The sequence below is a fragment of the Amycolatopsis umgeniensis genome, assembly GCF_014205155.1.
In the GTDB taxonomy this organism is placed as follows: domain Bacteria; phylum Actinomycetota; class Actinomycetes; order Mycobacteriales; family Pseudonocardiaceae; genus Amycolatopsis; species Amycolatopsis umgeniensis.
This window is the reverse complement of sequence record NZ_JACHMX010000001.1, coordinates 7,240,837-7,263,531: the sequence shown is the minus strand read 5'-3', so window position 1 is coordinate 7,263,531 and position 22,695 is coordinate 7,240,837. Positions and strand designations below refer to the sequence as shown.

Sequence of the window (22,695 nt, the reverse complement as noted above, 5' to 3'; positions counted from 1 at the left end):
GCAAGCGCGCAGAGTCACTCGAATTCAGCCCCGCAAAGGTTCTATCGAAGACCTGGACGCCCCAGGAAAAGTGCATTGCATCTCACCAGGGGCGTTGGCCGACCATTTCACGGCGGGTCGAGCACTAATAGAGTTCGACGCTCACACGAACCTCCTCGCCGAAAAACTGGAGCACCGGAAGATTGACCTATCAGGATACGATATCACCACCCTTAAACAGAACCATCCCATTGTTTCCAAGGCCCCGCTCTCCAAAGTATGGAAGCAGTGTCGCGAACACAGAGAATCATTCTTGGAGAAGCTCTCAAAGGAGCTTACCAATCGACTCCCCCTGATGATCGCCGCCACATGGCTTCGCACGAATAAACGGTCGAAACAGAGTATCAAGCACCGCAAGTACGCCAGGTTCGAGAACATTGCCGCACGCGAGTTCAGCAACATAGACCGACTCTCCGAATGGGATGTGCTATCCCTGGCGAGTCGACACGTACTACCCAAACTCCTCGACTTGATAGCAGAAGGCGAGCACCCTAGCTCAGCAGCGGAAAGAGTCTCTGCCGAGCAGCGAAAATGGGCGCACCGAGGAATCGAGGAGGTCTTGCCGGATCTTCCAGGCCAAGCAGGTGACGAATGGTTGAACCTGCCAGATCAAGCCTATGCGGCGTGGGCCAAAACGACACGACTCTGGATCGAGGTCCTCGAAGGGATCTGCACCGCGCACCACGGTGAGACTTTTGCCCTCTTTCACGAGGATCAACTCCCATTGCCGACATACGTGCTACATCACCTATTTCCCTGCGCCCGAATCAGGACAACCACTTTTACTTGGCTCGCGGGCCGCATACCAGCAATCTTCCGATTGTTCCTTCAGGAACGCAAGGTCGGACTAATCGGCCTGGAAGTGGACCATGAGCATCCCCATGTTTACACCGACAAGCGCCCCGCACTATTCCTCAAGAATCTCTTGACCTGGCACGGATTTCCAGAGCTGGCGAAACAGGTCGAGACCGTCGCATCGGATCCCGCCCGGAAGCCCCCAGCCGATACCAGCAACATCAATACCTACTTCAGCGGCTTCGGCTACGGCCTTGGAGACAATGGGCTCATACGCGCAGACTGCAACTACGCTGCCAACACGGCACGAAGCGATCGTCGACTACGCCACGGGTGGAGGAGCGAGATCGATGACGAACCGGACGAACCGGACGAACCCACCATCTCAGCCGGAGATCTCCCCGCCGAGATAGTCAGCCTGCTGGAACGGGGCGATGCAGTCGAACTGCTATCCGCGATACAACTGCACGTCCGGAGGGAGCAACTGGCCACCGTACGTCAGGCCGTTCGGAAAGCCGGGGGTCTCGAACAGGATATTCAGTCCGCACTGAGCAACGCGTGGTGGATTTTCGGCGGCGAGTTTGTCGGAGAGGCGGTGCGACGCCGCCTAGTGGAGACGATCGAACTTGACATTCCCCTACTCCAACCGGACGGAGTACTCCACATCGTGGAGTTGAAGCGATCAGACGTACGTACCGTACGGCCACATCGCAACGGACTCATCGTTACGGCCGTCGTGCAGGAGGCTGTAGGTCAGGCGATGAACTACCTTACCCTGCTGGACGAACATCGCACTGATCTGCTGAACGAGTTCGGGATCGACACGCGTCGTGCGAGTGCGACCGTGGTCGTTGGATACCCGGACTTCCAGCGAGATCTGACGGTATCGAGGATCCACGAGACCTTGCGTATCTTCAACAGCCATCTCAGCCGGGTCGAGGTCATCACTTACCAGCAGCTTCTTGACCGTGCGGAGCGAGTGCTCGACCTGGTGGGAAATCCTGACGGGGCGCCTGCCTCGGCGGCCGACACACCGTCAGGATCCTGAATCAGCTGCAACCAGAGGTCGCTCCGCACCCTTCACAGGCGTAGCAAGAACCGGCCGGTCGCATCTTGGTGCCGCAGGTCATGCAGAGCGGCGCGTCGGAAGCGGTGCCGAGGTTCAGTTCCACCAGTTCCGCCGTCGAATGCGCCACCCGCTTGGTGGGGTCCGCCGCCGACGAGTCCACAGTGGACCGAAGGGCGTCGATGTCGACGTTCTCCGGTTCGGCGGCGGGAGCGGTGCCATAGGTGGCCTCGACCTGCGCGGAGCGCTCGTCGGCGGTGAAGATGCCGAGCTGTGCGCGCTTCTCGTAGGGCAGGTAGTCCAGCGCCAGCCTGCGGAACAGGTAGTCCATGACGCTGGTGGCGATCCGGATGTCCGGGTCGTCGGTCATGCCCGCGGGCTCGAAGCGCAGGTTGGAGAACTTCGAAACGTAGAACTCCAGCGGGATCCCGTGCTGCAGGCCGACGGAGATCGACATGGAGAACGCGTCCATCACGCCCGAGAGGGTCGACCCCTGCTTGCCGAGCTTCACGAAGATCTCGCCGAGCCCGTCGTCCGGGTACGACCCGGCATGCAGATAGCCCTCGGCGCCGCCGACGGTGAACGACACCGTCTGGCTCGGGCGCTTCTTCGGAAGGCGCTTGCGGACCGGCCGGTACTCGACGACCTTTTCGGCCTCTGGCTCGGCCTTGTCCTTCTTTCCGGTGGACAGCGGCTGGCCGACTTTGCAGTTGTCGCGGTAGATCGCTAGCGCCTTGAGGCCGTACTTCCAGCCCTGGAAGTAGATCTCCTCGACCTCCTCGACGGTCGCCGACTCCGGCATGTTGACCGTCTTGGAGATCGCGCCGGACAGGAACGGCTGCACCGCGGCCATCATCCGGACGTGACCCATCGGCGCGATGGACCGCTCCCCCACCGCGCAGTCGAACACCTCGTAGTGCTCGGGGCGCAGGCCGGGGGCATCGACGACGTGGCCGTGCTCGGCGATGTACTCGACGATCGCTTCGACCTGTTCGGCCTGGTAGCCGAGCGCGGTCAGCGCGCGCGGGACGGTCTGGTTGACGATCTGCATCGAACCGCCACCGACCAGCTTCTTGAACTTGACCAGCGAGAAGTCCGGCTCGATACCGGTCGTGTCGCAGTCCATCATGAAGCCGATGGTTCCGGTGGGCGCCAACACACTTGCTTGCGCGTTGCGCCAGCCGCTGGCCTCGCCCAGTTCGATGCCGCGCTTCCATTCCTGGGTCGCGAGCGCGCGGACCGCGGCGTCGTTGGCGTGGTAGGTCCGCACCAGTTCGTTGGCCGCGGCGTGCTTGCGCATGACCCGCTGGTGCGCCTCGGCGTTGCGCGCGTAACCCTCGTACGGCCCGACGACCGCGGCCAGTTCGGCCGAACGCCGGTACGAGACGCCTGTCATCAGCGACGTGATCGCGGCGGCGAGCGCACGGCCACCGTCGGAGTCGTAGGCGTGCCCGAGCGCCATCAGCAGCGCGCCGAGGTTCGCGTACCCGATGCCCAGCTGGCGGAACTTGCGCGTGGTGTCGCCGATCGCCTCGGTGGGGAAGTCGGCGAAGCAGATCGAGATGTCCATCGCGGTGATGACCAGCTCGACGGCCTTCGCGAACTTCGGCGCGTCGAAACCACCGTCGGCGGTGGCGAATTTCAGCAGGTTCAGCGAGGCGAGGTTGCAGCTGGAGTTGTCCAGGTGCATGTACTCCGAACACGGGTTGGACGCGGTGATCCGGCCCGATTCGGGGCAGGTGTGCCAGTCGTTGATCGTGCCGTCGTACTGCAGCCCCGGATCCGCGCACTCCCAGGCGGCCTGCGCGATGGTGCGGAACAGCTTCTTGGCGTCGACCCGGTCGATGACCTCGCCGGTCATCCGGGCCCGAAGGCCGAAGTCGCCCTGGGTCTCGACGGCCTGCATGAACTCGTCGGAGACGCGGACCGAGTTGTTCGCGTTCTGGTACTGGACCGAGGTGATGTCCGAACCGGAAAGGTCCATGTCGAACCCTGCGTCACGGAGGACCTTGATCTTCTCTTCTTCGCGCGCCTTGGTCTGCACGAACTCCTCGACGTCCGGGTGGTCGACGTCGAGCACGACCATCTTCGCCGCGCGCCGGGTGGCGCCACCGGATTTGATGGTGCCCGCGGAGGCGTCGGCACCGCGCATGAAGGAGACCGGGCCGGACGCGGTGCCTCCGGAGGACAGCAGCTCGCGTGAGGAACGGATGCGCGAAAGGTTCAGGCCCGCGCCGGAACCGCCCTTGAAGATCAGGCCTTCCTCGCGGTACCAGTTGAGGATCGACTCCATGGTGTCGTCGACGGCGAGGATGAAACACGCCGAGACTTGCTGCTTCGACGTCGTGCCGACGTTGAACCACACCGGCGAGTTGAAGCTGAACACCTGGTGCAACAGCATCCAGGTCAGTTCGTGTTCGAAGACCTCGGCGTCGGCGGGGCTCGCGAAGTAGCCGTGTTCGCGGCCCGCGCCGGCGTAGGAGCGGACGACGCGGTCGATCAGCTGTTTGAGGCTCTGCTCGCGCTGGGACGAGCCGACGGCGCCGCGGAAGTACTTGCTGGTGACGATGTTCGTCGCGTTGACCGACCAGAAGTCGGGGAACTCGACACCACGCTGCTCGAAGTTGACCGTGCCGTCGCGCCAGTTCGTCATCACCACGTCCCGCGACTCCCAGGTGACCTGGTCGTACGGGTGGACGCCCTCGGTGGTGAAGACACGCCGCACGGTGAGCCCGCCGGCCTGCTTCTTCTTCCCACTCGTCCGCGCTGTGGCCGGGTTGCCTGTTCCCACGGTCTCGGTCATGGGTCTTCCCTCACTCCCACGCGGGAGGCGGCATCAGCCGTCTTTCGCGTCTTGATCGCTCTCGTCCGGTGCGGCAGCCATGGCCTCACGAAGGTCCGAGATCTCCTTCTCGAAGTCCTCGACCGAGGAGAAGGAGCGGTAGACACTGGCGAACCGGAGATAGGCGACGCCGTCGAGTTCGCGCAGGGGGCCCAGGATCGCCAGGCCGACCTCGTGACTCGGGATCTCCGCCAGCCCCGCCGAGCGGATCGACTCCTCGACCCGCTGCGCGAGCTGCTGCAGCGCGTCGTCGTCGACCGGCCTGCCTTGACAGGCGCGGCGCACCCCCCGGACCACCTTGTCCCGGCTGAACTGCTCGGTGACCCCGGATCGCTTGACGACGGCGAGCACCATCGTCTCCGAAGTGGTGAAGCGCCGGCCGCAGGCGGCGCACGAACGCCTCCGCCGGATCGCTTGACCCTCATCCACCTCTCGGGAGTCGACGACCCGAGAGTCCGCATGCCGGCAGAACGGGCACCTCATCCGCCGATCACCTTCCCCTCCGCGCCGGCCGGTCCCGAGTGGACGTCCGCTCCCACCGCCACGCAACGACGGGAAAGATCGACATGTGGATCGATCTGTGGACATCCGGTGGGTGAACACCGGCCAGCTGTGGACAACTGGTACCGAGTCTACCCCAAGCTATGGACCAACTACAGCCATGTAACTACTACATATAGCGGTGGAGACTAGATCGCAGGTGAGGCGCACGCAAGCGCAACGGGCGGGTCGATCAGACACGAACGGGCAGGTCACCCACGGTGGGTGAGAGCGGTCCTCAGGATCACTTGCCTCCCCCGGCCACCTCGGCCGCGACCGGGACCGTGAGCGGCAGTCCGGGCACGAGAACGGCGTCTTCCAGGGAATTGAGCTCCTTGATCTTGGCGACGACCGCGCCGGTGTCGCTGCCTGGCGCGAATCGCGCCGCGAGTTCCGACAGCGTCTCGCCCGCGGAAACGGACACCGTGGTGGTCCGTTCGGGCACCGCGGCGCCGGGGACACCGGCCGAGAACAGACCCAATCCGGTGACGATCCCGGCGACGAGCAAGGCCATCGCGACGAGCGACGGCCACCGGAGCGGGAGCCGCCGGGGCGCCGGGCACCCCGGGGAGGCGGTGGCGACACCGGGACGGCGGCCCGCCACGACCCGCGCCCTGGTCGGCGGGCGCAAAGGCTCGGCACGCCTGCCCCGCGCCGCCCGTACGGGCCGGGTCAGCCCTGCCGGAACGGGCCCGGGGGAACTGGGTCGCACCAGTCCTCGATCGGCCAGAATCGACATCGGAACCTCCTCGCAAGTCCTGCTTCACTCAGGTCCGGCACCGGGCGGACCCGGCGATCAAGATCGAACACGCGTTCTATCGAACGCCCGTGCGAATGTGTACCACCTTCCACCGACAAAAATCGAGCGACACGGCGTGTCCATCGAACAGATGTTTGAAATCGTCGTCCCGTCGGGCTAACGTCGTTGACCAGGGCGTCTGCTGTGCGGACGCCGCCGGTGCCGTGGGCGGGAAGATCGTCCGCCACCGGCGAAGACACGCGAAGTCGGTCCGGGGAACCGGACGTACTGGGAGGCGGCGCAGGAGATGAAGGAGCACGACGGTGGCTAAGGAGAGCAAGGCGGGGAACGCGCCTAGGGGCTCGGGCAAGGTGCGCGCCTTGCCCGAGGTCTACGAGGTGGACGAGACCCTGACCGTGCGGCAGCAGCAGGTGCTCGACGTGATCAAGATGTGGGTGAGCCGGTTCGGTTACCCGCCGAGTGTGCGTGAGATCGGCGAGGCGGTCGGGCTGACCTCCACCTCGTCGGTGTCGCACCAGTTGCAGGCCCTGCAGCGCAAGGGATATCTGCGACGCGACCCGAACCGCCCGCGTGCGGTCGGAGTGCTCGCCACGACGGACGACAACCCGATGGGCATCGACGTCGAGCAGCCGCAGTCGGCCGCGAAGGCCGCGTACGTGCCTCTCGTCGGCCGGATCGCCGCCGGTGGGCCGGTGCTGGCCGAGCAGGCGATCGAAGACGTGTTCCCGCTGCCGCGGGAAATCGTCGGTGAGGGTGAGCTGTTCCTGCTCAGTGTCACCGGTGACTCGATGGTCGACGCCGCCATCACCGATGGCGACTGGGTCGTCGTGCGTCAGCAGCCCACGGCCGACCCCGGCGAGATCGTGGCCGCGATGATCGACGGCGAGGCGACGGTCAAGACGTTCAAGCGCAAGGACGGCCACATCTGGCTGATGCCGCACAACGAGGCGTACGACCCCATCCCGGGTGACGACGCCACGATCCTCGGCAAGGTCGTCGCCGTTCTCCGCAGGCTTTAGTCCGGAGCCTTCGGTTCAGAGCCGGAGCAGGCCGGGATCCCGGGTCATCGAGACCACGGGTCAGACCCGGCTGGCTTCGGCAGGCACGTCCTCCGTCGGTCAGGCACGCCGTTTGCGGAGTCTGCCGACCAGGAGGAGGCCGCCGATCACCACGATCGCGGCGATACCGACCTGCACGTACGGGAAGCCGGAATCCCGGCCTTCGCCGGCGGCCGCGGACGTCCCGCCCGAGGTACTGCCCTCGGCTTTGGCCGCGTCCACGGCGAGTGCCGCGGCGCCCTTCACCGCGCGGATCTGCTCTCCGACGCCCTCCCCGCCGGACAGCAGGGTCCCGTCCGGGTCGAAGGCGAGCGCCTCCCCCTGCTTCTCGTTCGGCAGGGGTACGCGCACGGGTTCGCGCTGCAGCGCGCCCTTCAGGTCCCCGTCGGTGACGGCGTAGAGATAGGCGTCGGTGTAGGTGCGCAACGCGACCACGGACCCGTCCGCCGTCGACGCCGCCCCGGTCACCGTCATCGAACCGATCGACCCGGCAGGCCCACCCGGCGTCGAGGTCTCCTTGATCTGCAGTGATCCCACGTTCTCCAGCGGCGTCGGCCCGGGGCTGGCGAGCGGTCCTGTCGGCCGGTACACCTTCGAGTCGCCGAAGAGGTCCTTGGTGATCAGGTACGGCGTACCCGAGCGATCCATGATCAACGCTTCGACGTCGTGTTGCCCGTCTGGGTACGTGAGCCGGTGCAGCGTCGCCTTGCCCTGCGGGGTCAGCGAGATCAGCGCGACCGTGTCCCGGCGCTTGCGGTTGTCGCCGGTGTCGGAAAGCCAGAAGGTGCCGTCCGCGGTGCGGGCGAGGTCCTCGGGGTCGTAAGGATCCGTCGCGGCCGAGATGACCTTCTGGACCTTGCAGTCGCGGTCGAGCACGAAGACCTGCGTCTTGGTGCCGCCGTCGTTGAGGGCGTACAGCCGCTCGCCGTCCGAAACGAGACCGGAAAGCTCACTGAGCCGGGAATCGCCGTTCTTGCACACCGGCTGCGGGGCCGGGACGTCCTGTGCCATGGCGGGAGCCGCCCCGCCGACGAACGTCCCCAGCACGACCGCCGCCGCGACAATCCCCCGCACATCCACCTCCGTACCCGTGGAACCCCTGAAGCCCCACACTACGGAGACGTCCGGGACGGCGCGCAGTTCGGTGTGAACGCCGAGATGGGGGCGGAATGTCGCGTAGGCCACGTCCGGCGTGTGCGGCGGCTGATCACGCGAGATCCGGCTCCACGCACGCGAGTTCCGTGTCTGATCACGTGAGTTCGGTGCCGCGAGCATCGAACTCCGCCAGCCAGGCCCGGAAGTCGACCGGACCGTGCAGGTGCCCGGCGGGTGAGGTCATCAGGTCGGCGCCGAACAACCGGTCGAGCGCTTGCCAGACCAGATCGTCGTCGACGCGGTGGACGTCTTCGACGATCCAAGGACGCGCCCAGTCGGAGGCTCGCTCACTCGTGATCGCACCGTCGACGAGGGCTTTCAGCACTTCGCGAACCTCAGCGCGCGTCGGCACGGACACGAAATCACCTATCGTCCGGAAGGAACGTGAAGGCCCCCTTCATTGCGCCTAGCGCGATGAAGGGGGCCTTCACGTACTTGCTTACAGAGCCGAGCCGTCCGTTTGGAAATCGCTCAGTGCCGCGGCCAGCTCGGGCCGCCCGCGGACGAGCAGGCGCGTGCCGGTTTCGACGTGCTCCTCTTCCAGCACCTCGCCATCGGCGTGGGCGCGGGAGACGAGCTCGCCTCGCGAGTACGGGATCAGCGCCTCGACCATGACCTCCGGCCTCGGCAACCGCTCCGCGATCACTTCGGCCAGCTCCGTGATCCCGGTGCCGGTCCGCGCCGACACCTGCACCGAACCGGCCATCTGGTGCCGCAACCGGACCAGCGACACCTCGTCGGCGGCGTCGGCCTTGTTGATCACCAGCAGCTCCGGCGGGAGCGGCTCGGAACGGCGCTTCGTGATCTCGGCGAGCACTTCGCGGACCGCGTTGACCTGCTCTTCCGGCGTCGGGTCGGCACCGTCGACGACGTGGACGAGCAGGTCGGCGCTCGCCGCCTCCTCGAGCGTCGAACGGAACGCGTCCACCAGCTGGTGCGGCAGGTGCCGGACGAAACCGACGGTGTCGGTCAGCGTGTAGGTGCGGCCGTCCGGTGTCTGCGCCCGGCGGGTCGTCGGGTCCAGCGTGGCGAACAGCGCGTCCTCGACCAGCACCCCGGCGCCGGTCAGCGCGTTGAGCAGGCTCGACTTGCCGGCGTTGGTGTAGCCGACGATCGCGACGCTCGGCACCTCGTTGGCCACCCGGCGACCGCGTTTGGTCTCACGGATGGTGTCCATCGCGGCGATCTCACGGCGCAGCTTCGACACGCGCTTGCTGATCCGCCGACGATCGGTTTCGAGCTTCGTCTCACCGGGACCACGCAGACCGACACCACCGTTGGCGCCGCCCGCCCGGCCACCGGCCTGCCGGGACAGCGCCGCACCCCACCCGCGAAGCCGCGGGATCAGGTACTGCAGCTGGGCCAGCTCGACCTGCGCCTTGCCCTCCTTGGAGCGGGCGTGCTGCGCGAAGATGTCGAGGATCAGGGCGGTGCGGTCGATGACCTTCACCTTGACCTTCTCCTCGAGCTGGCGCAGCTGGCCCGGCGAGAGCTCACCGTCGCAGATGACCGTGTCGGCACCGGTGGCCGCCACGATCTCGCGCAGTTCCTTGACCTTGCCCGAGCCGATGTAGGTGGCGGGATCCGGGCGGATCCGCCGCTGCACCAGGCCTTCCAGTACCTCGGAGCCCGCCGTTTCGGCGAGCCGGGCGAGTTCGGCGAGCGAGGCCTCGGACTGAAGGGCGCTGCCCTCGGTCCACACACCGACCAGAACGACGCGCTCCAGGCGCAGCTGCCGGTATTCGACCTCGGTGACATCCGCGAGTTCGGTGGACAGGCCCGCTACCCGGCGGAGCGAGGCGCGGTCCTCGAGCTCCAGTTCGCCGGTCGAAGGGTCCATGTCGTTCAGATCGTTGTGTGTCAGTTCCGTCATCGTGCCTCCATGGTCCCACGTTTCGGCGGCGGGACCGAATTCATTACCTGCTGGGATATTTCGACAGGTAGATGGCCGTACGTTTCGCGTCCGGGTCGGCCGGCCGGTTGATGAAGTCGTCGACCAGCTCCATCAGCCGTGCTTCGAACTCGGCGATCTGCTCGTCCGGTACCTGGACGACCAGGCGAGTCTGCTGCAAGTCGTCGAATCCCACTTCGGCGATCTCGGCCAGATAAGCCTCGAAGATCGCCTGATCGATTCCCCTGTCGCTGGAATCAAGATGCCAGGACAACCCGGTCGAGCGATACGGAATTTCTTTCGCGCCGCGCGTGCCGCGTCTCGGCGGCAGCGCTTCGAGGAACCCTGTGTCGACGAGTTTGCGCACGTGGTGCAGCGTCGTCGCCGGGTCGCGATCGAGTCTTCCGGCGAGTTCCTTGTTGGTCAGCGCCTCGGAGTAGGTCAACCGGATGATGCGCAGCCTTATTCCGGAGGCCATGGCGGCGATCTCGGCCTCGGTGGCGGCACGTCGTGGAGTGGGCACCGCGACAGCCTAGAGCGGAAGTGATTGACAGTTTCCAATCACTCACGCCAAGGTGGCGTGGTGCGCAGAGACTCCCTCTTCTTCCACGCGGACTTCCGACGGCTCTGGGCGGGCGACACGGCCAGTCAGGTGGGCGCGTTCGCCGGCCACACCGTGATTCCCCTGCTCGCGGCCACCGTCCTGGCGGCGACGCCGTTCCAGATGGGACTGCTGACCGCGGCCGAGACCATCGCGTTCCTGATCATCGGGCTGCCCGCGGGCGTCTGGGTGGACCGGATGCGGCGCCGCACGCTGATGCTGCGGGCCGATTTCGTCCGCGCCGCGTTGCTGCTCAGCATCCCCGTCGCCTGGTGGGCCGGGGTCCTTTCGCTGACGCAGCTCATCGTCGTCGCCACGCTCGTCGGCACCGCGACGGTGTTCTTCGACATCGCCTACCAGTCGTATCTGCCGGCGCTGGTCGGCCGCGAACATCTTCTCGAAGGCAACGCGAAGCTCCAGGCCAGCCAATCCGTGGCGTTCCTGGCCGGTCCGGGTGTCGGGGGCGGACTGGTGCAACTGGTCGGCGCGGCCAACGCCGTGCTCACGACCGGGCTCGGCTTCCTCACCTCGGCGCTGTTCCTGCTGCGGATCCGCACCGTCGAACCGGAGCCCGAGCGGCACGAAGACACGAAGCTGCTCCCCCAGATCGTCGAGGGACTGCGGTTCGTGTTCACCGACACCACGCTGCGGTCGATCGTCGCCTGCACGGCGACGGCCAACCTGTTCAACGGCGCCTTCGCAGCGGTGCAGATCCTGTTCCTGAACCGGGAGCTGGGCCTGTCCCCCGCGGCCGTCGGCCTCGTGCTCGCGACCGGCGGGGTGGGCGGGATCACGGGCGCGATCTTCGCCAACGCCATCACCCGGCGGATCGGGCAGGCCAGGTCGATCTGGCTCGTTCCGCTGGTGACCTGGCCGTTCTACCTGCTGCTCCCGCTGGCCGCGCCGGGCTGGCGGATCATCCTGTTCCCGGCGGCCACGATGATCGCCGGATTCGGGATCATCGTCTACAACGTCGCGCAGGTCTCGTACCGGCAGGCCGTCTGCCCGGACCGGCTGCTCGGCCGGATGAACGCGAGTGTGCGGTTCGTCGTCTGGGGGATGCTGCCGCTGGGCGGGCTGCTCGGCGGTGTCCTCGGTGAAGCGATCGGGATCCGGGCCACACTGTGGGTCGCCGTGGCCGGTGAGACCGCGGCACTCCTGTGGGTGGTCTTCTCCCCGCTTCGGCAGCTTCGCGACCTGCCGAAGGAACCGGTCGCCGTCGGCTAAGAACCGAGTCCGGCCCACCAGGTTTCGTCGAGTTCGCCGCGGGCGACGATCTCCGCCGGTCCGGTCAGCGTGGATCCGCCGCGGCGGATCCCGACGATCACTTGGCCGCCGGGGATGTCGACGGTCGCTTCACCGGTGTCGGTGCCCGCGAGGTGCAGCGCGGCCGCGACCGCGGCGACCGTGCCGGTGCCGCAGGACCGCGTCTCGCCGACGCCGCGTTCGTGGACGCGCATCTTCAGCGCGTTGTCCCCCAGCAGGTTGATGAACTCGAGGTTCACGCCCTCCGGGAACACGTCGGAGTCGAAGTCGGGCTGGTCGCGCAGGTCCAGTTCGTCGACGTCGTCCTCGACGACGGACACCAGATGCGGGTTGCCGACGTTGACCGCGACACCGGAGAACGGCTGCCCCGCGACCACGGTGACCGAAGTACCCGTGATCGTCGCCGGTCCCATTTGCACGGTGACGGAGCCGTCCGCGTGCATCTGGACCGGCCTGTCGCCGGCACGGGTGCCGATGACGAACTCGCGCTCGCTCACCAGCCCGGAGTCGACCAGGTGCCGCACGAAGACCCGGACGCCGTTGCCGCACATCTCCGCGATCGAACCGTCGGCGTTGCGGTAGTCCATGAACCATTCGCCCGCGGATTCCACCCCCACCGCCGCCGAGCGCACGATACGCAGCACGCCGTCGGCGCCGAGACCACGCTGACGGTCGCACAGCGCCGCCACCCGTGCCTCGGTCAGCTCGAGGCGGCCGTCAGGGTCGGGAAGCAGCACGAAATCGTTCTGTGTGCCGTGTCCCTTAAGGAATTCGATGCCGCCCATGGCCGCAAGATTACTGGGCCGCCACTTCGAGGACGCGCTCGGCCAGCCGCTCCGAACCGCCGTCGAACCACTCGATGCGCTTGTCGCGCCGGAACCAGGAACGTTGCCTCCGCACGAACCTCCGGGTCGCCTGCGCGGTGGCGTCGGCGGCGGCCTGGAAGTCCTCGTCGGCGTCGAGTGCGGCGATCACCTGCTGGTAGCCCAGCGCCCTCGACGCGGTGAGCCCGTCGCGGAGTCCGTGGCCCAGCAGCGACCGGACTTCGCCGACGAGTCCGGCTTCGAACATGAGCTCCACGCGGCTGTCGACGCGGACGTCGAGTTCGGCCGGTTCGCGGTCCACGCCGATCAGGACGGTGTCGTAGCGCGCGGGCCCCGGTTTCGGCAGGTTCGCCGAGAACGGTTCTCCGGTGATCTCGATGACCTCCAGCGCGCGCACGATGCGGCGGGTGTTGGTCGGCAGGATCGCGGTGGCGGCGATCGGGTCCAGCCCGGTGAGCCTGGCGTGCATCGCGGCGACGCCGATCTCGTCGGCCTCGGCGGTCAGCCGGGCGCGCACGGCGGGGTCGGTGCCCGGGAACTTCAGGTCATCGAGCACGGCCTGGACGTAGAGCCCCGACCCGCCGGTGAGGATCGGCACGCGGCCGTCGGCGAGGAGTTCTTCGATCCGCTCGCGCGCGTCGCGCTGGTACGCGGCCACGGACGCCGTCTCGGTGACGTCGAGGACGTCCAGCAGATGATGCGGCACGCCCCGCCGCTCCTCGGCGGTCGCCTTGGCCGTCCCGATGTCCATGCCGCGGTACAACTGCAGCGCGTCGGCGTTGACCACCTCACCCCCGAGGGTGAGCGCGAGTTCGACGGCCAGCGCGGTCTTCCCGGTCGCCGTGGGCCCGACGACCGCGACCGGCCGGATCACGCCCGCTCCCAGACGGCGACGTGATAGCCGACGCCGAACGGCGCGGCCGAGTAGAGCACGTCCGCGGTCCAGTCCCCGTCCGCCAGCCCGGCGAGGACCTGCCAAGGCGCGCGACCCCCCGCCCCGAGTCCGGCGGCGAAGTCCGGGTCGAGTGCGGCCAGCGCGGCGGTGTCGGCCTCGGCCAGCGCGGCGCGGATGCCGTCGTCGAAGCCCACCGCGCGCTCGTCCTCACCGCCGGGAGAACGCGGGCCGTGCCGGCTCGAACCGTCGCCGAGAACGAGCACCGCGGCGGGCTCCCCCAGCTCGCGGCCGACCAGTTCGCACTGGCCGGGAGGGGTCGCGGGGTCGACGAGACGGACTCGGGCGGACGACGCACCGCCCTGCTCGCGCAGCCAGCCGGCCACGAGCGCGGGCAACGGCAGCTCCGTTTCGGGCGTTGTCACCCGGCTGAGTGAGACTCCGAGGTCGACTCCGAATCCCCGGAAGGAGCCGCTCGCGTTTTCCGGGACCGAGGGGGCGCCCACGGCCGCGCCGACGACGATCCAGTCCGGCGAAGCGCTGGTCAGGCGCCGCACGGCGGCTAGGCAGGCTTCGCGCAGCTCGGCGCACTCGTCCGCCGCTCCGGCGGCCAGTTCGGGGATGAGCAGCGGGGGTTGCGGGAGCACGGCGACACGGCGGATCACGGCCGCCGACGTTACCTTCCCCGCCCCGCGCGACCCGCAACCCACCGACACGGAGGGTCCTCCGGAAGTAGGATCACTGCCCTCGGGTGGTTCATCCGGTTCCACGGTGGACGCTGAGCTGCTTGAATGCCGCAAGGGGTTGATACCCCCGAAGCAAGACGGCAACGCATTACCCGGCCCCGCCGCTAGGCGGGGCGCCCGCGCCAGCGGGCGTACAGGCGATAAGGAGCCTGCGATGGCCCAGGAGAACACGTCCACCGGTACCCCGGCTCCGCACCCGGTGCCGCACGCGCTCGGTGGCGGGCACGCCGCACCCCCCGTGCCGCCCGCCGAGCCCAGCCCGTCCGCTTGGGGCAGGGTCGACGAAGAAGGAACGGTCTACGTCACCACGGCCGACGGCGAACGCGCGGTCGGTGTCTGGCAGGCCGGGAGCCCGGACGAGGGACTGCTCCACTACGCGCGCCGTTTCGACGACCTGCGCACCGAGGTCGAGCTGCTGGAGACGCGGCTGGAGTCCGGCGCGGGCGACCCGAAGCACGCGCTGGCGACGGCGACCCAGCTGCGCGACGGCCTCGCCGAAGCCGCCGTCGTCGGCGACATCGCCGCGTTGGGCGGCCGGATCGAGCAGGTCATCGCCCACGCCGAGAAGGCGCTGGCCTCGGCCAAGCAGGAGCGTGAAGAGGCCCGCGCGGCCGCCGTCGTCCGCAAGCAGGCTCTCGCCGACGAAGCCGAGAAGCTCGCCGCCGAGTCGACCCAGTGGAAGGCCGCGGGCGACAGGCTGCGCTCGATCCTGGACGAGTGGAAGACCGTCAAGGGCGTCGACCGCAAGACCGACGACGAGCTGTGGAAGCGGTTCTCCAAGGCCCGGGAGGCGTTCAACCGGCGCCGCGGTTCGCATTTCGCCGAGCTGGACAAGCAGCGCGCGGGCGCCAAGCACCGCAAGGAAGAACTGATCGCCGAGGCCGAGGCTCTGTCGGAGTCCGACGACTGGGGCGACACCGCGGGCCGCTACAAGGACCTGATGACCGAGTGGAAGGCCGCCGGTCGCGCGCCCAAGGACAGCGACGAGGCGCTCTGGCAGCGCTTCCGCGCCGCGCAGGACAAGTTCTTCGCGCGCCGCTCCTCGGTGTTCTCCGAGCGGGACGCCGAGTTCGCGACGAACGCGCAGCAGAAGGAAGAGCTGCTCGTCGAGGCCGAGAAGATCGACCCGGCCTCGAACCTCGACGCGGCGAAGAACCACCTGCGCAAGATCCAGGAGCAGTGGGACGAGATCGGCAAGGTCCCGCGCGAGCGCATCCGCGAACTGGATGGCCGCCTGAAGGCCGTGCAGGACTCGATCAAGTCGGCCGAGGACAGCAAGTGGCGGCGGACCGACCCCGAGGCCCAGGCCAGGGCGGCGCAGTTCCGCGAGCGGGTCGAGCAGTTCGAGTCGCAGGCGGAGAAGGCCCGTGCGGCGGGCGACGAGCGGCGCGCGAAGAAGGCCGACGAGCAGGCCGCGCAGTGGCGTGAGTGGCTCGAGGCGGCGGAAGCGGCCATCGCGGACCGTTAGAAGCGGCTGAAGGCTCCTTTCCCCGCATCCCATGCGGTGAAGGGAGCCTTCAGCTCCGCGCTGGGTCACTCCGCTGTCGGGTCACTCCACTGTGGAGCGACGGCTCGCTCGTTTGTGCGTAATCAGGCGCTCTCCGCGCTCAGCCGTGGTCGACTTCGATCATGAACCACACGCCGATTTCACGGATCACCGGGACGTTCGCCGTCTTGGCGGCAGGAATCGTCCTGGCCGGGCTCGTCCCGGCGGCGACGGCCGTCGCGGCCCAGGCGTCACCGGCCTCTTCCGAGCAGACGAGCGTTCACAAGAAGAAAAAGGTCAAGCTCGAAGCGAAGGCCGACAAGAGCAAGGTCAAGGTCGGCGAGGAGACCAAGCTCAAGGGCCGTCTCGACGTCATCGCCGAGGGAGACGGGGCCGACGCCCTGGAGCTCATCATCGTCCAGAAACTCGTCGCGGGCGTCTGGGTCGACCTGAGCAACGGTTCCTGCAAACCCAACGGCAAGTTCGTCCTGAGTCTCAGCTTCAGCGTCAAGGCCTCGCTCACGCTGAGGGTGTTCCACCCGGAAACCGAGATCTACGCCAGCGCCACGTCGAGCGTCTTCGGCGTCGTGGTCGTTTAGCTGCGCGAGAAAGCCGCACGCATCCAGTAGATGGCCAGCGCGACGGTGGCGAACCAGGCGAGGATCATCCCGAAGCCCGGTCCGCCACCGGCCGCGCCGGTCGCGTGCGACGACTGCTGGGACCAGATCGCGAGCATTCCGTCGACGGAGGCGAACCAGCCGCCCGCGGCGCAGACCCAGGCCAGCCACCAGCGCCGGGTCACCAGCGCCACGGCGGAGGCGAAGACGCCGATGCCGGTGGAGGTCGCGGCGAACAGCTGCGGGATCCCGCCGCCCCTGCCGAGCAGCACCTCCCAGCCCGCGTGTTCGCCGACCCACGGCAGCAGCTGGGCGATCAGCAGCACGAACGCCAGCACGGCGATGGAGAAGCCGCGCCTGCCCAGTTCGATCGTCTTGGCCGCACGCTGGCCGACCTCGTCGATCTCCGCGGCGAGTTCGTCGATCTTCGGTTCAGTCACAGTGCACACCCGCTCACCGGTTCCGGCGTGACGGCCGGGGCACCGAAGCCCGGCAGGCCCAGCGTCACGCCGTTGGTCTTCGGCCGGAGCCCGGCCTCGGAGTTGTCGCCCGCCTTGGTGCGGCGGTGCGACAGCAGGTCGCCGTCGGCGACGAGGTGGTGCGGAGCGCCGTAGGTCACCACGGTCTCGACGACGTCGCCCGGCCGCACGGAGCGGTCCACCAGGGCGCCTGTCGGCGTGAAGTGGACGAGCCTGCCGTCACGGGCGCGGCCGCTCATGCGCCGCGTCTCGGTGTCCTTGCGACCTTCGCCGGAAGCGACCAGCAGCTCGACACGCCGTCCGACGATCTTCTTGTTCTCGTCCCAGGAGATGTCGTTCTGCAGCTTCACGAGCCTTTCGTAGCGCTCCTGCACGACCTCCTTCGGCAGCTGCCCGTCCATCTCGGCGGCGGGCGTACCCGCGCGGATCGAGTACTGGAAGGTGAACGCGCTGGAGAACCGCGCCTGCGCGACCACGTCGAGCGTGGCCTGGAAGTCTTCCTCGGTCTCACCGGGGAAGCCGACGATGATGTCGGTGGTGATCGCGGCGTCGGGCATCGACTCGCGTACGCGGTCGAGGATCTTGAGGTAGCGCGCAGACCGGTAGGACCGCTTCATCTCGCGCAGCACCTTGTCCGAGCCGGACTGCAGCGGCATGTGCAGCTGGTGGCACACGTTCGGCGTCTCGGCCATCGCGTCGATGACGTCCTCGGTGAACGCCGCCGGATGCGGTGAGGTGAACCGGACGCGCTCGAGACCCTCCACCGAACCGCAGGCGCGCAGGAGCTTCCCGAATGCGAGGCGGTCGCCGAATTCGACGCCGTAGGAGTTCACGTTCTGGCCCAGCAGGGTCACTTCGAGCACGCCTTCGGCGACGAGCGCCTCGACCTCGGCCAGGATCTCGCCGGGGCGGCGGTCGCGTTCCTTGCCGCGCAGCGCCGGGACGATGCAGAAGGTGCAGGTGTTGTTGCAGCCGACCGAAATCGACACCCAGCCCGCGTACGCCGAATCGCGTTTCGCCGGGAGCGTCGAAGGGAAGGTTTCGAGCGATTCGAGGATCTCGACCTCGGCCTCGGCGTTATGCCGCGCGCGCTCCAGCAGCGTCGGCAACGCGCCGATGTTGTGCGTGCCGAACACGACGTCGACCCAGGGCGCGCGGTTGACGATCTCGCCGCGGTCCTTCTGCGCGAGGCAGCCGCCGACGGCGATCTGCATACCCGGTTTCGCGGTCTTCTGCGGCCGGATGTGCCCCAAGGTGCCGTACAGCTTGTTGTCCGCGTTCTCCCGCACCGCGCAGGTGTTGAACACGATCAGGTCGGGTGTGGCCTCGCCGTCACCCGGAACGTAGCCGGCGTCCTCGAGCTGCCCGGCAAGACGTTCGGAGTCATGCACGTTCATCTGGCAGCCGAAGGTGCGGATCTGGTAAGTACGCGCGCTCATCTCGCCTTCGAGGGTACGCGGGCGGGGTTCCATGGCACGATCGACCCTCATGAGGAGACGGGGTGTGCTGACGGCGGGGCTGGCCGTGGTCTGCGCCCTGGTCGCCGGGTGCGGACCCGATCTGTCGGGTACGCGGGTGCGCATCGCGGCGGGGCTCAACGGCGGCGTCTACGACAAGCTCGCCGAGCGGCTGGCCGACGCCTGGGCGGCGGAGCTGGACGCCGAGCGCCCCGAGGTCCAGGTGACCGAAGGGTCTCCGGACAACATCGCGAGGGTGCGCGCGGGCAAGGCCGATGTCGCTTTCGTGGCCGCCGACGTCGCCACCGAGAACACCGCCGGGCTGGCCGCGCTGGCCCGCGTGCACGACGACTACCTGCACGTCGTCGTCCGGGCCGACTCGTCGATCAAGTCGTTCGCGCAGTTGCGCGGGCGCAAGGTCGCGATCGGTTCGCCGGACTCCGGCGTCGAGTACCTGTCGAAGCAGTTGCTCAAGGCGTCCGGCCTGACGGGCGCGATCGACCGGCGCAATCTCGGGCTCAACGAAGCGCTGCCCGCACTGGAGAGCCGGCAGATCGACGCCGTCATCTGGTCCGGCGGCGTGCCGACGCCTTCGATCACGGAGCGGGCGCGGACGGTCGACCTGCGGTTGCTCGACATCACCGACCTCGCGGACGCCCTGCGGGCCACCAGCCCGGTGTACCGCACGGCGACCATCCCGGCCACGGCCTACAACCTGCCGGAGCCGGTGACCACGCTCGTCCTGCCGAACTTCCTGGTGGTGCCGTCCTCCATGCCGGACGACCTCGCCGAAGCGCTGGTCGGGGGGCTCTTCGACGCGCGGGACGAGCTGGGCAAGGCGGCGGGGGCGGCGCTGTCGATCGACGTCCATCCCGCCATCGAGACCTCTCCCCTGCCGCTGCACCCGGGCGCGCTGCGCTACTACAGGTCGCTCAAGGACTGACGACAGGCAGCGTCACGGTCACTTCGAGGCCACCGCCCTCCGGGGAGCCGAGCCGCAGCGAACCGTCCGAGCGGACCATGATCTCGGTGACGATCGCCAGGCCGAGGCCGGATCCTGGCACGTTCTGATGCGCGGTGCTCCGCCAGAACCGGTCCGCCGCGCGCTCCAGTTCTTCGTCGCGCAGGCCCGGCCCGTGGTCGCGGACGGCGATGTCCACCTTCCCGTCCGCGGTGGTGACGGCGACCCGCACCTCGGTCCCCGGCGCGGTGAACTTGAGCGCGTTGTCCAGCAGCGCGTCGAGCACCACTTCGAGCCCGCGCGCGGGCGTGAGCACCCGCAGGCCGTCGCCCAGCCCGGAAGAGACCAGCGTGACGTCACGCGTCGCGCCGACCACGGTCCAGTCGGCGACCCGGGCACCCACCACCTCGTCGAGGCCGACAGGCACCAGTTCGCCGCCCGAGGCTTCGGCGCGGGCCAGTGAAAGGAGCTCGTCGAGGATCTGGTTGAGCCGTCGCGCGTCGACGACGGCGGCTTCGAGGTCGGCCGCGGCGAGGTCGTCGTCGACGTGCCCGTCGAGGTTGCCGAGCCGGATCTTCAACGCGGTCAACGGGTTCCGCAGCTGGTGGGAGGCATCGGCGACGAACGCGCGCTGCGCCGACAGCGCCTCGTCGACGCTGGCGGCCATCCGGTCGAAGGACCGCTCGAGCTGACGCAGTTCCGGCGGACCGCCCGACTCCCCCACCCGTTCGACGTCGCGCCCGCTGACCACGGCGGCCACCAGGGCGCCGGTGGCGTCGTCGAGCCGCCGGACCGGACGCAGGATCCAGCGCACCACCGGCACCGCGACCAGCAGCGCGAGCCCGAACGCCAGCACCGCGCCCGCCGCGATGAGCAGCCACCACCACAACAGGTCGTCGCGCGCCTTCTCCGTCGAAGACACGGTGATCACCGCGCCCCGCACCTCGCCGTCGATCAGGATCGGCTCGGCCAGCACCAGCGGCTCGGTGGCCCACGGCATGAGCAGCGCGCCGGGTTCGGACCGCCGCCCCGCCAGCGCCTGCTGCAGATGCGAAGCGATGACGGGGTCCTTGAGGTCGATCCTCGTGGCTTCACCACGGCCGCCGGCCACGGCCTCGCCGTCCTGGTCGGCGAGCGCCACCGGGACCCCGTAGACCTCGGTGTAGCGGCGGAGTTCGTCCTCGATCAGGTCCGGCCGGTTCTCCACCAGCGGGCGCTGGGCCAGCGACGCGAACCGGGAGGTGTCGGTGAGGCGGTCGAGGAAGAGGTCGAGCTGCACACTGGCCGCCACACTGAGCGCGAGCGGGATGCCGAGGCCGAACACGAGGGCCGCGACCAGCGTCAGCACGATCCCCTGGAGCCGGACGCGCACCCGGTCAGCCCTTTTCGGCCGGGCCGTAGGCGCCGCCGAGGCGGTATCCGACGCCGCGGACGGTCTCGATCAGCGCGGGCCTGCCCAGTTTGGTCCGCAGGGTGGCGACGTGGACGTCGAGCGAGCGGCTCTCCGCCGGGCCCCGGTGACCCCAGACCTCGCTCAGTACGTGGTCGCGCGCGCAGACCGCGCCGCGAGCGGTGACCACCAGCGCGAGTACCTGGAATTCCTTGCGGGACAACGAAACCGGCCGGCCGTCGACCTGCACCTCATGGCGCCCGATGTCGACCGAGACATCACCCGCCCGGATGACGGCCGCCGGTTCGGGCGCGGCCGGGCGTTCACCACGGCGACGGCGCACGGCCTCGACGCGGGCGACGAGCTCGTCGACGTCGTAGGGCTTCACCAGATAGTCGTCGGCACCGGACCGCAGGCCCTGGATCCGGTCGTCGATCTCGCCCCGGGCCGAAACGACGATCACCGCGACGTCGCTGACCGCCCGGATCCGGCGGCAGAGGACGATCCCGTCGATGTCGGGGAGCCCCAGGTCGAGCAGCACGACGTCGACCTCGTGCACCAGATCGAGCACGCCGGCGCCGGAGGCCAGGCGTTTGATCGTCAGGCCGCGCCGGGTCAGGGCGGGCGTCAAGGCACCCGCGACCCGGTCGTCGTCCTCCACCAGCAGTACCCGCACCCGTGTTTTCCCTTTCACGCCGTCCCCGCACCGCGACGACTGAAGAACGACTCTATGGGGTGAGTCACCTCTCGCGCTGCCCGTACCGCTGGGCCGTCCGGCCTAGTCAGCGGCCCGTATGGTCACGATGCGTCACAGATGTCGTGTGACCCCGGTTACGGGACACCCCTGCCTTGTCTAGGCTGATCAGCGCCGGACGGAGGTGGATCGGGTCCGTCCGGTGGCTTGGAACGATACGGACTTGAAACCCTAAGTATTGGTCAAGCCGCCTTTACAAGCGGTCCGACGGGAGTAGGTTTCCGCCATCGCGTGGTGCCTGACCCCGCAGTCCCCTGCAAACGAACGCTCCTGGAGGCCAGATGACCGCGGAGGTGGCGGCGCCGATGATCAAGGCGGCCGCCGTGAACAAGTACTTCGGCGACCTGCACGTGCTCAAGGAGATCAACCTCGAGGTGCCGCGTGGGCAGGTCGTGGTCGTGCTCGGGCCGTCCGGGTCTGGCAAGTCGACACTGTGCCGGGCGATCAACCGGCTCGAACCCATCAACTCCGGCGAGATCGCGGTGGACGGCGTCCCGCTGCCCGCCGAGGGCAAGGCGCTGGCCGCGCTGCGGGCCGACGTCGGCATGGTGTTCCAGTCGTTCAACCTGTTCGCGCACAAGACGATCGTCGAGAACGTCATGCTCGCGCCGATGAAGGTCCGCAAGGTCAACTCGGCCGAGGCCCGCAAGACCGCGATGGACCTGCTCGAACGCGTCGGCATCGCCAACCAGGCCGACAAGTACCCGGCGCAGCTTTCCGGCGGGCAGCAGCAGCGGGTGGCGATCGCCCGCGCGCTCGCCATGCGCCCCAAGGTGATGCTGTTCGACGAGCCGACCTCGGCCCTGGACCCGGAGATGGTCCAGGAGGTCCTCGACGTGATGACCACCCTCGCGAAGGACGGGATGACGATGCTGGTCGTCACCCACGAGATGGGGTTCGCGCGGCGTGCGGCGAACCGGGTGGTGTTCATGTCCGACGGCGAGATCGTCGAGGACTCCACCCCGGACGACTTCTTCACCAAGCCGAAGACGGATCGCGCCAAGGACTTCCTCGGCAAGATCCTGACCCACTGAGGACTTCCCCGCCGGCCGGTATGGCTGGACAAGATTCGGAAG

General features: G+C 68.3%; 21 protein-coding genes. 7 read left to right on the top strand and 14 right to left on the bottom strand.

The genetic code is table 11. The features are described 5' to 3' along the window. Positions 1–94 precede the first annotated feature (94 nt). Positions 95–1,882: a Shedu anti-phage system protein SduA domain-containing protein gene (locus tag HDA45_RS33835; protein ID WP_184902253.1), complete on the top strand. Its 1,788-nt coding sequence runs from the start codon at positions 95–97 to the stop codon at positions 1,880–1,882. A gap of 1 nt (position 1,883) precedes the next feature. Here the strand turns inward: HDA45_RS33835 and HDA45_RS33830 are convergent, their stop codons facing one another. From HDA45_RS33830 to HDA45_RS42575, 3 genes are all read right to left on the bottom strand, one after another. Further along, positions 1,884–4,703 (bottom strand): vitamin B12-dependent ribonucleotide reductase, encoded by a 2,820-nt coding sequence (locus HDA45_RS33830; protein ID WP_184902251.1) that lies wholly within the window; start codon positions 4,701–4,703, stop codon positions 1,884–1,886. A 33-nt stretch (positions 4,704–4,736) separates the two neighbouring features. Continuing rightward, positions 4,737–5,225 carry a transcriptional regulator NrdR gene (gene nrdR, locus HDA45_RS33825; RefSeq protein ID WP_037304189.1) on the bottom strand — a complete coding sequence of 163 codons (489 nt, stop codon included), beginning with the start codon at positions 5,223–5,225 and terminating at the stop codon, positions 4,737–4,739. 301 nt (positions 5,226–5,526) lie between these two features. Beyond that, on the bottom strand, positions 5,527–6,021 hold the full coding sequence (locus HDA45_RS42575) for a LysM peptidoglycan-binding domain-containing protein (RefSeq protein ID WP_246480881.1): 495 nt from the start codon (positions 6,019–6,021) through the stop codon (positions 5,527–5,529). Between the two features lie 323 nt (positions 6,022–6,344). Here HDA45_RS42575 and lexA point away from each other — a divergent pair, with 323 nt between their 5' ends. Further along, entirely contained in the window at positions 6,345–7,061 is a 717-nt protein-coding gene (lexA, locus tag HDA45_RS33815; RefSeq protein ID WP_184902249.1) for a transcriptional repressor LexA, read from the top strand. Positions 7,062–7,160: 99 nt separating this feature from the next. Here lexA and HDA45_RS33810 read toward each other — a convergent pair whose 3' ends face one another. The 4 genes from HDA45_RS33810 to HDA45_RS33795 form a co-directional block, all read right to left on the bottom strand. Further along, positions 7,161–8,174 carry an SdiA-regulated/phytase-like domain-containing protein gene (locus HDA45_RS33810; RefSeq protein WP_184902247.1) on the bottom strand — a complete coding sequence of 338 codons (1,014 nt, stop codon included), beginning with the start codon at positions 8,172–8,174 and terminating at the stop codon, positions 7,161–7,163. Between the two features lie 175 nt (positions 8,175–8,349). Further along, positions 8,350–8,613, bottom strand: a complete 264-nt coding sequence (locus HDA45_RS33805) for a hypothetical protein (protein WP_184902245.1) — start codon at positions 8,611–8,613, stop codon at positions 8,350–8,352. Between the two features lie 81 nt (positions 8,614–8,694). Then, complete coding sequence (gene hflX / locus HDA45_RS33800) at positions 8,695–10,128, bottom strand: GTPase HflX (RefSeq protein WP_184902243.1); 1,434 nt, start codon at positions 10,126–10,128, stop codon at positions 8,695–8,697. Positions 10,129–10,171: 43 nt separating this feature from the next. Further along, positions 10,172–10,669, bottom strand: a complete 498-nt coding sequence (locus HDA45_RS33795; RefSeq protein WP_184902241.1) for a helix-turn-helix domain-containing protein — start codon at positions 10,667–10,669, stop codon at positions 10,172–10,174. A gap of 60 nt (positions 10,670–10,729) precedes the next feature. Between HDA45_RS33795 and HDA45_RS33790 the strand changes: the two genes are divergently transcribed. Further along, positions 10,730–11,974: an MFS transporter gene (locus HDA45_RS33790; protein WP_184902239.1), complete on the top strand. Its 1,245-nt coding sequence runs from the start codon at positions 10,730–10,732 to the stop codon at positions 11,972–11,974. Here the strand turns inward: HDA45_RS33790 and dapF are convergent. Genes dapF through HDA45_RS33775 form a run of 3 tightly spaced genes read right to left on the bottom strand, consistent with a single transcriptional unit; the run spans position 11,971 to position 14,394 of the window. After that, the gene (gene dapF / locus HDA45_RS33785; RefSeq protein WP_184902237.1) at positions 11,971–12,798 is read right to left on the bottom strand and encodes a diaminopimelate epimerase; all 828 of its coding nucleotides are present in this window, start codon (positions 12,796–12,798) and stop codon (positions 11,971–11,973) included. The two genes, HDA45_RS33790 and dapF, sit on opposite strands and share 4 nt — an antisense overlap. A gap of 10 nt (positions 12,799–12,808) precedes the next feature. Then, positions 12,809–13,711: a tRNA (adenosine(37)-N6)-dimethylallyltransferase MiaA gene (miaA, locus tag HDA45_RS33780; RefSeq protein ID WP_184902235.1), complete on the bottom strand. Its 903-nt coding sequence runs from the start codon at positions 13,709–13,711 to the stop codon at positions 12,809–12,811. After that, positions 13,708–14,394, bottom strand: coding sequence for a class III extradiol ring-cleavage dioxygenase family protein (locus HDA45_RS33775; protein ID WP_184902233.1), 687 nt, complete (start codon positions 14,392–14,394; stop codon positions 13,708–13,710). Before HDA45_RS33775 ends, miaA begins: the two co-directional genes overlap by 4 nt. A gap of 235 nt (positions 14,395–14,629) precedes the next feature. Here HDA45_RS33775 and HDA45_RS33770 point away from each other — a divergent pair, with 235 nt between their 5' ends. Continuing rightward, entirely contained in the window at positions 14,630–15,943 is a 1,314-nt protein-coding gene (locus HDA45_RS33770) for a DUF349 domain-containing protein (RefSeq protein WP_184902231.1), read from the top strand. A 161-nt stretch (positions 15,944–16,104) separates the two neighbouring features. Then, on the top strand, positions 16,105–16,560 hold the full coding sequence (locus HDA45_RS33765) for a hypothetical protein (protein WP_184902229.1): 456 nt from the start codon (positions 16,105–16,107) through the stop codon (positions 16,558–16,560). Here HDA45_RS33765 and HDA45_RS33760 read toward each other — a convergent pair. Both HDA45_RS33760 and miaB read right to left on the bottom strand, forming a co-directional pair. Further along, a complete protein-coding gene (locus HDA45_RS33760; protein ID WP_184902227.1) occupies positions 16,557–17,018 on the bottom strand; it encodes an Rv2732c family membrane protein in 462 nt (153 codons plus the stop codon). The two genes, HDA45_RS33765 and HDA45_RS33760, sit on opposite strands and share 4 nt — an antisense overlap. Then, positions 17,015–18,529 (bottom strand): tRNA (N6-isopentenyl adenosine(37)-C2)-methylthiotransferase MiaB, encoded by a 1,515-nt coding sequence (miaB, locus tag HDA45_RS33755; protein ID WP_184906324.1) that lies wholly within the window; start codon positions 18,527–18,529, stop codon positions 17,015–17,017. The genes HDA45_RS33760 and miaB overlap by 4 nt, the downstream gene beginning before the upstream one ends. Before the next feature lie 16 nt (positions 18,530–18,545). Between miaB and HDA45_RS33750 the strand changes: the two genes are divergently transcribed. Then, entirely contained in the window at positions 18,546–19,457 is a 912-nt protein-coding gene (locus tag HDA45_RS33750; RefSeq protein ID WP_184902225.1) for a TAXI family TRAP transporter solute-binding subunit, read from the top strand. Here HDA45_RS33750 and HDA45_RS33745 read toward each other — a convergent pair. Both HDA45_RS33745 and HDA45_RS33740 read right to left on the bottom strand, forming a co-directional pair. After that, positions 19,447–20,847 (bottom strand): ATP-binding protein, encoded by a 1,401-nt coding sequence (locus HDA45_RS33745; protein ID WP_184902223.1) that lies wholly within the window; start codon positions 20,845–20,847, stop codon positions 19,447–19,449. The genes HDA45_RS33750 and HDA45_RS33745 overlap by 11 nt on opposite strands. Before the next feature lie 4 nt (positions 20,848–20,851). Further along, positions 20,852–21,541, bottom strand: a complete 690-nt coding sequence (locus tag HDA45_RS33740) for a response regulator (protein ID WP_184902221.1) — start codon at positions 21,539–21,541, stop codon at positions 20,852–20,854. Positions 21,542–21,924: 383 nt separating this feature from the next. Here HDA45_RS33740 and HDA45_RS33735 point away from each other — a divergent pair, with 383 nt between their 5' ends. Then, a complete protein-coding gene (locus tag HDA45_RS33735; protein WP_007029281.1) occupies positions 21,925–22,653 on the top strand; it encodes an amino acid ABC transporter ATP-binding protein in 729 nt (242 codons plus the stop codon). Positions 22,654–22,695: the final 42 nt, after the last annotated feature.